This is a genomic window from Streptomyces sp. NPDC048606, from assembly GCF_040650855.1.
In the GTDB taxonomy this organism is placed as follows: domain Bacteria; phylum Actinomycetota; class Actinomycetes; order Streptomycetales; family Streptomycetaceae; genus Streptomyces.
Window position 1 is genome coordinate 82,719 of record NZ_JBEZIB010000023.1, and the last position, 12,973, is coordinate 95,691.

The 12,973-nt window shown below is 72.9% G+C and carries 9 protein-coding genes; 6 read left to right on the forward strand and 3 right to left on the reverse strand.

Annotated elements, in window-relative coordinates; all coding sequences use genetic code 11:
• The first annotated feature begins 59 nt into the window (after positions 1–59).
• Positions 60–4,073, forward strand: a complete 4,014-nt coding sequence (locus tag AB0D01_RS24285) for a HAMP domain-containing protein (RefSeq protein WP_363058585.1) — start codon at positions 60–62, stop codon at positions 4,071–4,073.
• 136 nt (positions 4,074–4,209) lie between these two features.
• Entirely contained in the window at positions 4,210–6,678 is a 2,469-nt protein-coding gene (locus tag AB0D01_RS24290) for a SpoIIE family protein phosphatase (protein WP_363058587.1), read from the forward strand.
• A 19-nt stretch (positions 6,679–6,697) separates the two neighbouring features.
• Here AB0D01_RS24290 and AB0D01_RS24295 read toward each other — a convergent pair whose 3' ends face one another.
• Positions 6,698–7,165: an ATP-binding protein gene (locus AB0D01_RS24295; RefSeq protein ID WP_363058689.1), complete on the reverse strand. Its 468-nt coding sequence runs from the start codon at positions 7,163–7,165 to the stop codon at positions 6,698–6,700.
• 188 nt (positions 7,166–7,353) lie between these two features.
• Here AB0D01_RS24295 and AB0D01_RS24300 point away from each other — a divergent pair, with 188 nt between their 5' ends.
• Positions 7,354–7,620, forward strand: a complete 267-nt coding sequence (locus AB0D01_RS24300; RefSeq protein ID WP_363058589.1) for a DUF4235 domain-containing protein — start codon at positions 7,354–7,356, stop codon at positions 7,618–7,620.
• A 58-nt stretch (positions 7,621–7,678) separates the two neighbouring features.
• On the opposite strand, the gene AB0D01_RS24305 is transcribed toward AB0D01_RS24300, so the two are convergent.
• Entirely contained in the window at positions 7,679–8,896 is a 1,218-nt protein-coding gene (locus tag AB0D01_RS24305; RefSeq protein ID WP_363058591.1) for an aromatic acid exporter family protein, read from the reverse strand.
• A gap of 151 nt (positions 8,897–9,047) precedes the next feature.
• Here AB0D01_RS24305 and AB0D01_RS24310 point away from each other — a divergent pair, with 151 nt between their 5' ends.
• The 3 genes from AB0D01_RS24310 to AB0D01_RS24320 all read left to right on the forward strand — a co-directional run bounded on the left by AB0D01_RS24310 (position 9,048) and on the right by AB0D01_RS24320 (position 10,420).
• Positions 9,048–9,515: a hemerythrin domain-containing protein gene (locus AB0D01_RS24310; RefSeq protein WP_363058593.1), complete on the forward strand. Its 468-nt coding sequence runs from the start codon at positions 9,048–9,050 to the stop codon at positions 9,513–9,515.
• Positions 9,516–9,550: 35 nt separating this feature from the next.
• A complete protein-coding gene (locus AB0D01_RS24315; protein ID WP_363058595.1) occupies positions 9,551–9,868 on the forward strand; it encodes a hypothetical protein in 318 nt (105 codons plus the stop codon).
• 195 nt (positions 9,869–10,063) lie between these two features.
• Positions 10,064–10,420: an SH3 domain-containing protein gene (locus AB0D01_RS24320; protein ID WP_363058597.1), complete on the forward strand. Its 357-nt coding sequence runs from the start codon at positions 10,064–10,066 to the stop codon at positions 10,418–10,420.
• Between the two features lie 98 nt (positions 10,421–10,518).
• Here AB0D01_RS24320 and AB0D01_RS24325 read toward each other — a convergent pair whose 3' ends face one another.
• Positions 10,519–12,894, reverse strand: coding sequence for an ADP-ribosyltransferase domain-containing protein (locus tag AB0D01_RS24325; protein WP_363058599.1), 2,376 nt, complete (start codon positions 12,892–12,894; stop codon positions 10,519–10,521).
• Positions 12,895–12,973: the final 79 nt, after the last annotated feature.

Here is a 12,973-nt window from a genome sequence, read left to right on the forward strand (position 1 = left end):
CAATTCCTGTTCCTGTCCCGTGCACCGGCACGGTCGTTTTCCAGAATGAGGTCGTCGGGATGGCTGAGCGGACGGGCCCGGAGTCGGCGAGCAGGCCTGCCGCGCTCCTGGGCGAGGACGGGATCGGCGAGTCGGAGCTGCGCCGGTTGCTTGCCGGCCTCACCGCCGTGCGGGACGGGGACTTCCGTACCCGGTTGCCCGATACGGCGGACGGGCTCCTCGGGGAGATCGCGACGGTCTTCAACGGGATGACCGACCAGCTGTCGCTGTTCACGTCCGAGGTCACGCGGGTGGCCCGCGAGGTGGGCACCGAGGGGACGCTCGGTGGTCAGGCGGAGGTCCCGGGCGTCGGCGGGGCCTGGCGGGACCTCACGGATTCGGTCAACTTCATGGCCGGAAACCTCACCGCCCAGGTGCGTTCCATCGCCCAGGTCGCCACCGCCGTGGCCAAGGGCGACCTCTCGCAGAAGATCAACGTCGCCGCGCGCGGGGAGATCCTGGAGCTGAAGGAGACCATCAACACGATGGTCGACCAGCTGTCGGCGTTCGCGGACGAGGTCACGCGGGTGGCCCGTGAGGTGGGCACCGAGGGTCGGCTCGGCGGGCAGGCGGACGTCAAGGGCGTCTCCGGCACCTGGAAGGACCTGACGGAGTCGGTCAACGTCATGGCCGACAACCTGACCGCCCAGGTGCGTTCCATCGCCGAGGTCACCACGGCCGTGGCCCAGGGCGACCTGACGCAGAAGATCCGGGTGGACGCGCGCGGGGAGATCCTGGAGCTGAAGGAGACCATCAACACGATGGTCGACCAGCTGTCGGCGTTCGCGGACGAGGTCACGCGCGTGGCCCGCGAGGTGGGCACCGAGGGCAACCTCGGCGGTCAGGCCACGGTCCGGGGCGTGTCCGGCACCTGGAAGGACCTCACCGACAACGTCAACGTGATGGCGTCCAACCTCACCGGTCAGGTGCGTTCCATCGCCCAGGTCGCCACCGCCGTGGCCCGGGGCGACCTCTCGCAGAAGATCGTGGTGGAGGCGGAGGGCGAGGTCGCCGCGCTGGCCGGGGTCATCAACACGATGGTGGACACCCTCTCGGCGTTCGCGGACGAGGTCACGCGCGTGGCCCGCGAGGTCGGCACGGAGGGCCGGCTCGGCGGGCAGGCGCACGTCCCCAACGTGGCGGGGACCTGGAAGGACCTCACCGACAACGTCAACTCCATGGCGAACAACCTCACCGGTCAGGTCCGCAACATCGCCCTCGTCACGACGGCCGTCGCCAACGGCGACCTGTCGAAGAAGATCGACGTGGACGCGCGCGGGGAGATCCTGGAGCTGAAGACCACCATCAACACGATGGTCGACCAGTTGTCCTCCTTCGCCGCCGAGGTCACCCGCGTGGCCCGCGAGGTGGGCAGCGAGGGACGGCTCGGCGGCCAGGCCGAGGTCGAGGGGGTCTCCGGCACCTGGAAGCGGCTGACGGAGAACGTCAACGAGCTGGCCGGCAATCTCACCCGCCAGGTCCGGGCCATCGCCGAGGTCGCCAGCGCCGTCGCCGAGGGCGACCTGACGCGCTCGATCACCGTCGACGCCTCCGGCGAGGTCGCCGAACTCAAGGACAACATCAACTCGATGGTCGGCTCGCTGCGCGAGTCCACCCGCGCCAACCAGGAACAGGACTGGCTCAAGACCAACCTCGCCCGGGTCTCGGACCTCATGCAGGGCCACCGCGACCTCGCCGTCGTCGCCGAGCTCGTGATGGACGAGCTGACCCCGCTCGTCGCCGCCCAGTACGGAGCCTTCTACCTCGCCGAGGACGGCCCCCACGGCACCGAACTCACCCTCGTCGGCTCCTACGGCCGCCCCGCCGGCACCGGCGAGCGCACCCGCTTCGCGCTGGGCGAGTCCCTCGTCGGACAGGCCGCCCGCAGTCACCGGATCATCGCCACGGACCAGGTGCCCGCCGCCTACGTGATCTCCTCGGGCCTCGGCCACACCACCCCCGGCAGCCTGATCATCCTGCCCATCGTGGTGGAGGACCAGGTGCTCGGCGTGATCGAGCTCGCCTCCTTCAGCGCCTTCACCCCGGTGCACCGCGACTTCCTCGGCCAGTTGATGGAGACCATCGGCGTCAACGTCAACACGATCGTCGCCAACGCCCGGACGGACGAACTCCTGGGCGAGTCCCAGCGCCTCACCGGCGAACTCCAGGCCCGCTCGGCGGAACTCCAGGTCCAGCAGGAGGAACTCCAGCGCTCCAACGCCGAACTGGAGGAGAAGGCCGCCCTCCTCGCCAGCCAGAACCACGACATCGAGGCCAAGAACCTGGAGATCGAACAGGCCCGGCAGGAACTGGAGGACCGCGCCCAGCAACTGTCGCTGGCCTCCAAGTACAAGTCCGAGTTCCTGGCGAACATGAGCCACGAGCTGCGGACACCGCTCAACAGCCTGCTGATCCTGGCCCAACTGCTCGCCCAGAACCCGACCCGCAACCTCTCCCCGAAGCAGGTCGAGTACGCGGGCATCATCCACTCGGCCGGCTCCGACCTCCTCCAGCTGATCAACGACATCCTCGACCTCTCCAAGGTCGAGGCCGGGAAGATGGACATCAATCCCGAACGGGTCCACCTGCCCCAGCTGCTGGAACACGTCGACGCCACCTTCCGGCCGATGACCAGCCAAAAGAGCCTCGACTTCACCGTCACCACCGCCCCCGACGCCCCGGCCGACCTGCTCACCGACGACGCGCGACTGCGCCAGATCCTGCGCAACCTCCTCTCCAACGCCGTCAAGTTCACCGAACGCGGCGGCGTCGAGCTGCGCATCGAACCGGCCACGGCACCCGAGGTCCCCGCCGGGCTGCCCGGCCGCGGCCCCGTGGTGGCCTTCCGGGTCCGCGACACCGGCATCGGCATCCCCGAGCAGCACCTGGAGTCCGTCTTCGGCGCCTTCCAACAGGCCGACGGCACCACCAGCCGCAAGTACGGCGGCACCGGCCTCGGGCTCTCCATCAGCCGCGAGATCGCCCAGCTCCTCGGCGGCGCCGTCACCGCGGAGAGCACCCCGGGACAGGGCAGCACCTTCACCCTCTACCTGCCGGTCAGCCGGGCCGACTACGAGGCCTCGCCGCTGCCCGACCCGTCGGCGCCCGCCACCCACGACGGCTCCGCGTCCGGCTCCGAGCCGGGTCGCGCGTCCCTCCTCCTCCCGCCGCAACGCCAGACCCGCCGCCTCCTGGTGATCGAGGAGCGCCCCAACGGGCTGCTGTCCCTCGTGGCCGAGAGCGCCGACCGGGACATCGCCCCCGGCCACCGCTCGGTGGGGGACCACGGGGGCATCCAGGTGGTCAACGCGACGAGTTCGCGGGAGGCCGCCGCGGCCCTGGCGTCCGACTCGTTCCACTGCGTCGTCCTCGAACTCGACATGCCCGACGGCGAGGCCCTGCGCTTCCTCGACGCCCTCGACGGGGACCCGGCCCTGTCCGCCCTGCCGGTCCTCGCGCACAACAACCCCCGCCTGAAGACGGGCCAGGACAGGGCGCTGCGGGAGCGGAGCGCCTCCCGCCACCTGGAACTCCTGTCGAGCCTGGACGAGCTGCGCGAACGGATCGTCCTGCACCTGTCCGCCGACCAGCCGGGGGACGTGCTCCCCCTCGGGAACGGCGCGGAGCGCCAGCAGCCGGCCCACGTGCTCGACGACGACCTGGCCGGCCGGACCGTCCTCGTCGTCGACGACGACGCGCGCAACCTCTACGCCCTCAGCGGGGTCCTCGAACTCCACGGCGTCCGCGTCCTGCACGCCGAGGACGGGCGCAAGGGCATCGACACGCTCCTGCGCGACACGGGCGTCGACCTGATCCTGATGGACGTGATGATGCCGGAACTGGACGGCTACGCGGCCACCGCCGAGATCCGCCGGATGCCCGCCTACGCGGGCCTGCCCATCATCGCGGTCACCGCCAAGGCGATGCCCGGCGACCGGGAGAAGAGCCTCGCCGCCGGGGCCAGCGACTACGTGACCAAGCCCGTGGACACCGACGACCTCATCGCCCGCGTCCGGCACTGGCTGACACGATGACGGCCGCCGCCCCCGCCGCCGCCCCGGGAGCCCCCGAGGCGCCCGTGACCTCGGCGGGCGCACGACCCGCACGCGTACGCCCCGTACGGCCCGGTCCCGCGGACCCGGACCGCCCCAGCAAGGAGTCGGCAGCACGGTGAGCACCCCCGACACACAGCGGTACGACGACCGGCCCCCCGCGGGAGCGGCGGTCACGGGGCCCGCGCGGGGCGCCGTACCGCACCAGGCCCCCTCGCCTCTGGGGCGGCTGGTGGCCACCGTCGAACGGTTGCGCCGGGAGGTGCGGGAGGCGCACGCGGCGGCCGACGGGAGGGCCCTGATCGAACTCGCCAAGGGCATCCTGATCGGGCAGATCGGCTGCACCCCGGCCGCCGCGGCGCACCAGCTCGACGAGCTGTGCCGCGAGAGCGGGTTGTCCCCGCTCGAACTCGCCGCCGACATCGTCAACCAGGCCGCCCGCGACCACGTCAGCGAGGTCGCCGCCGAGTTCGTCGAACGCACCGCCGGCGCGGCCCCCACCGGAGCCGGCGCCCGCCCCGACACCACAGGGTCCGCCGGCCCGGACGCGGAGCCCGCCACCGTCGCCGTGCGGCTGCGCACCGCCGAGAGCGGCGTGCTGGCCGCCGCCGACGACACGCAGGCGGTGGCCGAGTCCCTCCTGACCAACGCCCTCGCACCGCTCGGCGCCGTCGCCGTCGCCGTGTGGACCGCGGCCTCGGACGGTTCCCTGGCCCTCGCGGGCCACGCGGGCTTCCCGCCCGGGGAGGCCGCCCGCTGGCGCCACGTACCACCGGGCGTCTCGACCGTCGCCGGTCTGGCCCTGCGCGAACGGCGTCTGGTCGACCTCGCCCGCCTCGAACCGGGCGGACCCCCCTCCATCGGCCGTCTCCACTGGCCCGAGGGCGGCCGCATGGCCGTACCGGCCGGGACCGGTGGACGGATACACGGCGTCCTGGAGATCTGCTGGCCCGGGCCCCTGGCACCACAGCCCCCTCGGATCGAACGCCAGATCGAGGCCCTCGCGGAACTCTGCGCCCGCACCATGGACACCTCGCCCCCACGCGACCACGCCGCCGCCGAAGCCGTGCTCCCCGACGTGGCGGAGCTGATCGACCTCGCCGAAGGGCTGCACGACCCCGCCGTCGTCCTCACCCCGGTGATCGACGCCGAGGGACGCCTGGGCGACTTCCGGATCCGGCACGCCGGCAGCCGCTTCGTCGACCCCGCCGGCCGGCCGCGCGGCGACCTCAACGGCGCCCTGCTGCTGGAGGCCTACCCGATGGCCGCCGGGGAGAGCGGACTGTTCGACATCATCGAGCGCGTGCACGCCACCGGCGAACCCTTCCGGGCCCGACGCATGAGCCTGACCGCACTCGTCGACCAGATCCCCCTCACCTCGGTCGCGGACATCAGCGTCAGCCGACACGGCGCGGCCGTCCTGCTGATCTGGCGCGTCGAGGACGAGACGGCGCGACTGGCCGACCTCCTCCAGCACGCCCAGCGCCTCGGCCGGATCGGCGGCTTCGAGGAGAACCTCCTCACCGACGAGGTCACCTGGAACGCACAGCTGTACGCCCTGCACGGACTGCCCGCCACGGCGCCCCCCGTCCGACTGCGCGAGCTGCCCGACTACGCCCACCCCGACGACTCCGCCGCCCTGGGCCGGTTCCTGCGCGCCGTGGTGGGCTACCGCCGCCCGGCCTCCGTCGACCTGCGGCTGCGCCGGGCCGACGGGATCACCCGCCACATCCGCGTCGTCGCCGAACCCGTCCTCGACGCCGACGGGCGCCTGCACGCCGTACGGGGCGCCTACCAGGACGTCTCCGCCCAGCACTGGACCGAGGTGGCCCTCGCCGCGACCCGGGACCAACTCGCCCACACCGCCGCCGAGTCCGCCGAACGCAACCGGCTCGCCCTCCAGCTCCAGCACGCCATCATGCCCCCGACCCCGCAGGCCATCGAGGCCCCGGGCCTGCGGGTGGCCGTCCGCTACCGCCCCGCCGAGACCGAGTCGCTCGTCGGCGGCGACTGGTACGACACCGTCGTACTGCCCTCGGGGCTCGTCATGCTCTCCGTGGGGGACGTGGCCGGCCACGGCATCGAGGCCGCCACGGGCATGGTCGTCCTGCGCAACGCCCTGCGCGGCCTCGCCGTCACCGGAGCGGGGCCCGCCCAGCTGCTGTCCTGGCTCAACACCGTCACCCACCACCTGGCCAAACACGTCACGGCCACCGCCGTCTGCGGGATCTTCGACCCCCGCACACGGGTGATGCGCTGGGCCCGCGCCGGCCACCTGCCGCCCGTCCTCGTGCGCGGCGACGACGCCGAGGCCTTCCCCCTCATCGAGGGCCTGCTCCTCGGGGCGCTCCCCGACGTGACCTACGCCGAGCGGGAGGTGCGCCTCGAACCGGACGACACCCTCCTGATGTACACGGACGGGCTGGTCGAGCGCCGGGACTCCTCGGTGCAGGACTCACTCGGCCACCTCGTGCAGGCGGCCGCCTCCTGCGCCGGGGACCTCGACCGCCGGCTCGACCGGCTCCTCGTCGAGAGCCGCTCCGACACGGACGACGACACCTGCCTGATCGGCATCCAGGTCGGCTGACGGCACGCCCCGCGCGGCGTCAGCCGACCCGGACGCCGCGCGGGCGGCCCGAGCGCAGCCGCGCCCCGTCGATCTCGGCCCACACCACCTTGCCGTGCGCGTGGGTCTCGCAGCCCCAGCGGTCGGCGAGCCTGCGCACTATCCACAGGCCGTGCCCGCCCGGGGTGCCGGGGCGGGCCGCGGGCGGCGCCTTCGGCAGGTCGCCGCCGCCGTCGTACACCTCGACGCGGAACGCGTCCCCGCCGCGGAGCGCCAGCTCGTGACAGCCACCGGCGTGCAGATTGGCGTTCGTGACGAGCTCGGACACCACCAGGAGCGCGTCCTCCGCGGTGTCGAGACCGTCCCAGCCCCAGTCCCTGAGCGCCTCACGGGCGAACTCGCGACCCCGCGCGACCGGCCTGCCCGCGCCGCGCAGGCCGAGCCGGCGGCGCTGGCGCACGGCAGGTGCGCGGGCACCCGATGTGGGCCCGCCGGTGTCCGCTCCCATGGTGCGCACGTGCTCTCACCCCGTCCTCGGCTTCGTGGTCTCGTGTCGTCCCGTGGCGCCCTTGTACCCGCCCAGCCCGAACGGACACCCCGGGACCGGGGACGTTCGCCGAGAGCCGCGGCGTGTGCGCGACCCCTGCGGGGGAAGACGGGCCCGTGACGAAGCCGACCACGAAGCGGAGGTCCGCCATGAAGGCAGCGAAGGTCGCCTACAAACCGGTCGGCCTGGCCCTCGGGGCCGGGGCCGGCCTGCTGGCCGGTGCGCTGTTCAAACAGGTGTGGAAGCTCGCCGGCCACCAGGACGACGCCCCGAACGCCACCGACGAGGACCGCCGGTGGCGCGAGATCCTCCTCGCGGCCGCCGTCCAGGGAGCCATCTTCGCCCTGGTCAAGGCGGCCGTGGAACGGTCCGGCGCGGTCGCCGTCCGCCGCCTGTCGGGAACCTGGCCCGGCTGAGCGACCTCCGCTCCGCGGCCGATCGGCGTCCTTCCCGGACCGGCCGCCCGGGAGGACCTCAGGGGCGGCCCGCCGGCGCCCCGCGACGCCACGGCCGCACCGGTCGCCGCAGTCGGCCGGCCCGCTCGCGCCGGGTGCGCGCGTGCCGGTCCAGCTCCTCCACGAGCCGCTCGGACCGCTTCTCCACCCCCAGCTCGTCCAGCACCCGGTCCACCTCCGCGAGCAGGGCGCCGTAGAGCTGCCATTCCCCCGGGTGCGCCCGCGCCCGCTCCGCCAGCAGCCGCGCGGCCCGCTCCCGGCAGGTCCGGGCCGCCTCCAGCTCCCGCGCCAGTGCGGTCTCCGCCTCCTGCGCGCTCGAACTGATCTGGGCGGTGATCAACACCGCGAAGCTCTCGACGGCGACCGCCATGTGCCCGAACAGCTCCCGCAGCGCGCCGGCCGCCTCGTCCGGGAACAGGGAGCCGCCGCCGCGCGCCCGGGCCAGGTCCGTCAGCGTGCGGCAGGACACCCGCAGCACCACGGCGCAGATCTCCAGCGTGTCCAGGCCCGTACGGAGCACCAGCCGGAACAGCAGCCCCTCCTTCACGCGGGGGTTGAGGCGCAGGCTGTCCTCGGCCCGCCGCAGCGCCGCGTCCACCTCGGTGATGTCGCCGTCCAGGCGCCGTGCCTCGTGCAGCCGGGCCGTCGCCTTCTCGACCGGCGTGTGTTCGGCCAGTTCGTCGCCGAGGTGGACGAGCAGGTCGCGCATCCGTCGCGACAGCGAGGCGATCGCCTCGTTCGCGGGCGCCACCCACACCGGCGGCGCGAGGAAGAGGTTGAACAGGAGCCCCACGACGGCCCCGATCAACGTCTCCAGCACCCGGTCCCAGGCGGTCGCCGCCACCCGTGTCACCCCGAGCACCAGCATCGCGCTGATCGCGACCTCGGGGACGAACTCGTCGACCCGTACGAGGTGGCCGACGATCAGCGCGGTCAGGATGACCAGCCCGAGGCTCCACCAGGTCAGGCCGACGAGGGTGCTGAACCCGATGGCGACCAGGACGCCCGCGACGACGGAGTTCACCCGTCTGACGCCGGTGGTCAGGGTGGTGTAGAGCGTCACCTGCACCACGAGCAGCGCCGTCAGCGGCGCCGTCAGGGGCGCGGGCTCGCTGCTCAGCCACAGCGCGACGACGTAGGACACGACGGCCGCCGCCGTCGAGCGGATCGTCTGGAGGACGATCGGCTCCCGACGACGGCCTATCAGGGAACGTACGGGGACGATGACGTGCTGCATGCGTGCCCGCCTTCCCAGAAATCACTTTGGCACCACACGTCACATGCGCCACGAGCTGCGGCGCCGGCCGTTAGCCCGGGGCCACCCCGGGTACCCGCGCGACAGGCCGGCGCCGGGCCGGCCGTCGACCCCACGGGAAGGGAGCCGTGCCATGGCACACGGAGGCGATGTCATCGCCGAACTGACCGCACAGCACCGTGAACTGGACGAGATGTTCGACATCATCGAGCGCGCGCCCGCGCCGGTCGAACGGCAGACCACCGCCGCGCGGCTGACCGCCGGCCTCGCCCGGCACGCGACGGCCGAGGCGGAGCACCTCCACCCGGCCGTCCGCGACCACCTGCCCGACGGCGGCCTCGTCGCGGACCAGGAACTCGCCGCACACGCCCGGATCGCGCGGATCCTCGGGGACCTCGAAGGGCTCGACGCCGGCCGGCCCGACTTCGACCGGCTCATCGTGGTGCTGAAGGCCGAGGTCACCGCGCACGTGTGGGCCGAGGAGGAGAACCTCTTCCCGCGGCTGCGCCGCGCGCTGGGCCCCGACCGGCTGCGCACGCTCGGCGAGGAGGTACGACGGTCGGAGGCCGCCGGCCCGCACGCGCACCCGGTGCGGTCCTGAGCGGTTCGAACCGCACCGCCGCGTAGGCTCGCGCGATGACGGACAACGAGATCCAACTCAAGGCGATCGCCGCGCTCACGGCCCTGCGCTCCGGTGCGGACAGCGAATTCGTCTCGAACCTGTTGGGAGAGGTGGTCCCCAGCGAGTTCGTCGTCCCGGTCGGCGCCGGCGTGGAGGAGACGGGACTGGCGGTGCTGCGACAGGTGTCGCACCCCCTCAACGCCCTGGTGAACGGGTTCATCCTCGCCTTCGACGTGGTCGCCACCGCCCTCGACGGCGCCGGACTCGACACCGACACCGAGGAACTGCTCCAGGCCCTCGCCCTCAGCCTGGCCGCGGAGGACACCGACTGACCCCGCGCTCCGCCCGCACCCGCGACCCGAACCCCGGCAGTGGGGTGCGGGTCGCGGGTGCGGGCGAAGGAACGGCGGGGCCAACCGGGGGAATTCGGGCGTGTCCACCCCACTCGCGCCCGATTCGCGCGGATAGTCGCTGAGGGCGTCGAGGACGCCCGACGCACGTCGATTCGCTGAAGCGAGGGCTCGCACATGAAGAAAGCACTGCTCGTGATGGCCGTCGGAGCGGCCCTGGCGGTCGGCCCGACGGCCGCCGCCCCCGGTTGGACCGCCGAGCGGCACGCGACGCCCTCGGCGACGCCCGCCGCGCCGAAGGCCGCCCACCCGGTGGGAGAGGTCACCTCCAACGCCCCGCTCCACGTCCGCCAGAAGCCCACGGTGTACTCCAAGGTCGTCAAGACGCTCCGACCGCACCAGCGCGTACGGCTCAACTGCCAGAAGCGGGGCGGCTGGGTGGACGGCAACCCCGTCTGGTACCGCCTCCAGGGCGTCAACGGCTGGGTGTCGGCCCGCTACGTACACAACCTCCAGTCCGTGCGCCCCTGTTGAGGACGCCCTGACGCGGGGCGCGGGGCTCCCGGTCACCGGACCGGTCATCGGACCCGGTGAGCGGGAGCCCTGCGGCCGTCACCGGCGCGGGAGCCGGATCAGGACACGAGGGGAGCGACGTCCGTCACCTCGGTCAGCTTCACCGTGCACAGACCGCCCCGCTCGCTGCGGACGTCCGTCACCTTGAGCTGCGTGCCCGGCGCGAGGATGTACTCCTCCTCCCCGGTGAACGCCGAGAAGTTCCGGATCCCCACGGCCCGGGCCGGTGTCACCTCGAAGAGCGTCCGCTTGCCGCGGCTGCCCAGGAAGGACCGGGCCACGTTCGCCTCGGAGGTGCACGAGGAGACGCCCCACCAGGTCACCGTCCGCCCCACCGGGTACTGCGCGCGCAGGTCCAGCGACACGCCGCGCCACAGCGACCGGTCGTGGTTCGGCAGCCCCGAGACGGCCGAGAACAGCAGCCGCAGGTAGGGCAGGTACGGCGTGACCCGGCCGCGGTCGGGGGAGCGCAGGACGGCGTTGATCTCGCGGTAGAAGGCGGACTCGCACGTGTACAGGTAGAGGGCGGAGATCGCGTCGGCGGACAGGCCGGCGGCCGACTCGTCCGCCCGCCGCTTGCCGAAGTCCAGCGACCGGTCGATGTGCCCCGAGAGCCCCGCCAGCGTCTCGGCCACGGGCGCGACGGCCTCCCGGAAGTCCAGGAGCGGGGTGTCGAACACACCGGTGATCGCGGGCAGGACCAGCCCCTCGTCCTTCACGCTGGTCAGGCGCTCCAGATACATCTGGTGCAGGTTCATGGTCGACTCGATGAAGGCGCCCATGCGCGCCGCGACGGCGCCGTCCGAACCGCCGTCGCCGGCCGCCCCCTCGTCCCAGCCCTTGCTCGGCAGCCAGTCGACCCCGTCGGCGCCCAGCGAGGCGAGGGCCTCGTTCACCATGCCGAAGTGCTCGCCCTCGCAGAACAGGTCGCCCTGCGCGGCCGGGTTCGCGTGGTCGATGTGCCGGACCTCGACGTCCGGGTACTTCTCCTGGAGCCGCAGGACGATCCGCTTCAGGCTGCGCGCGTGCGCCCCCCACCAGGCGAACACGACCCCGCGGTCCTCCTCGTCGGCGTCCTGCTTGGCCTTGAGGATCTCCTCGACGATCCGCTCGGCGACCGGCCGCCAGAACGCCGTGTGCCGGTCCGCGCCCATCGCCCCGTCACCGCTCGCGGTGAGCGAGGCGTTCAGCAGCAACACGCCCTGGGTCAGCATCGCCTGGAACCACTCCGGCGGCTGGACGGTGTCCCGCTCCTTCAACAGCGCGCGCACGTCCGCGATGGGCGTCTTCTTGGCGATGCCGTACTTCCACATCGCCGCCGCCTTGATGATGCAGCGGATGCTGACCACCCGGCCGAACTGGCTGTCCTTCCAGTCGTTGAACGTGTTGTCGAACATGGCGATGCCCGTCGCGCTCTCCGGGCGCGGGTACGGGTTCTGCCCGAAGACGACGACCTTCCACTTGTGCGGCGGATGGGGCTTGAGCGCCTGGAACGTCAGCTCGCGCACCGGTACCACCTCGGGGCTGCGCCCCTTGCCGATGAACCGGGCGGCCTCCGGCTGCGCCTCGATGACGGGCGCCAGGAGGGGCAGCCAGGGCTCGCCGCCGCCGTCGAAGAGCGGCGCGAGCCCCAGCGGGTCGTTCGCGTCGGTCACGGCGTTCGCTTCGGTGGGGTCGGTCGGGTCGGTCACGTCGGTCACGGGGGAGGGGCCTTCGTTCGTCGCGGTGGCGGTGGGGTGGACAGGGGGGTGCGCGTGCGGTGGGGCGGACGCCGCGGCCGGCGGCGGCACGATGCGGACCCGCTGCTCGACCGGCGCGTCCTCGATGCCGCCCAACTGCGCGGCGATCGTGGCCCGCAGCTCGTCGTCGTCCTCGAACCAGTGGTCGTGGAAGAGCGTGTAGCCGGTCCACATCAGGTTGGCGCAGACCCGGGCCGGCACCCGCCCCGTCTGCGCGCCCATCCCGACCAACGCCACCGACCGGATGCTGCCCGGCGCCTTCCGGTTCTGCCGGTGGACGGCCTGGAACGCGGCGGCGCACGCCAGGGCCACGTTCAGCGTGGCACTCACGTTCTGCGAGGACCCCACCATCGTCGGCGTCGATATCAGGAACCGGGGCACGGCCGCCCCCGAGGGGACGCAGACCGCGCTGCCCACCGGGAGGGCGCCGGAGAACCGGTCGCGGATCGCCCGCCGCACGCGCAGCTGGATCCCGGATCCGAGGTAGCGCTTGATGACGGCGTCGACGCCACCGTCCATCCGCCCCTGGGAGTTGGTCGGGGTGACCCAGGCGTCGACGTCCTCGTCGAGGATCGAACCCTTGCGGATCTCGATGCCGGGGGTGTCCGCGAACGCCGCCCGCCACGCCTCCACCACACGCTCGTTGACGTCTGTCAGCACCACCCTGAGCGCAGGCTGAATACCGCTCTCGGTCATCGTCCACTCCTTGTCGGAAAACGCCCTTGGCAACACCCCGAACCTAGCCCCCACCACTGACAACGCGACTTCGGCGGAC

Bases quoted from the DNA above. Each gene is read 5' to 3' on its own strand.
- AB0D01_RS24285 (WP_363058585.1), top strand. From the start codon at position 60: ATGGCTGAGCGGACGGGCCCGGAGTCGGCGAGCAGGCCTGCCGCGCTC.
- AB0D01_RS24295 (WP_363058689.1), bottom strand. From the start codon at position 7,165: ATGGGAGCGGACACCGGCGGGCCCACATCGGGTGCCCGCGCACCTGCC.
- AB0D01_RS24300 (WP_363058589.1), top strand. From the start codon at position 7,354: ATGAAGGCAGCGAAGGTCGCCTACAAACCGGTCGGCCTGGCCCTCGGG.
- AB0D01_RS24305 (WP_363058591.1), bottom strand. From the start codon at position 8,896: ATGCAGCACGTCATCGTCCCCGTACGTTCCCTGATAGGCCGTCGTCGG.
- AB0D01_RS24310 (WP_363058593.1), top strand. From the start codon at position 9,048: ATGGCACACGGAGGCGATGTCATCGCCGAACTGACCGCACAGCACCGT.
- AB0D01_RS24315 (WP_363058595.1), top strand. From the start codon at position 9,551: ATGACGGACAACGAGATCCAACTCAAGGCGATCGCCGCGCTCACGGCC.
- AB0D01_RS24320 (WP_363058597.1), top strand. From the start codon at position 10,064: ATGAAGAAAGCACTGCTCGTGATGGCCGTCGGAGCGGCCCTGGCGGTC.
- AB0D01_RS24325 (WP_363058599.1), bottom strand. From the start codon at position 12,894: ATGACCGAGAGCGGTATTCAGCCTGCGCTCAGGGTGGTGCTGACAGAC.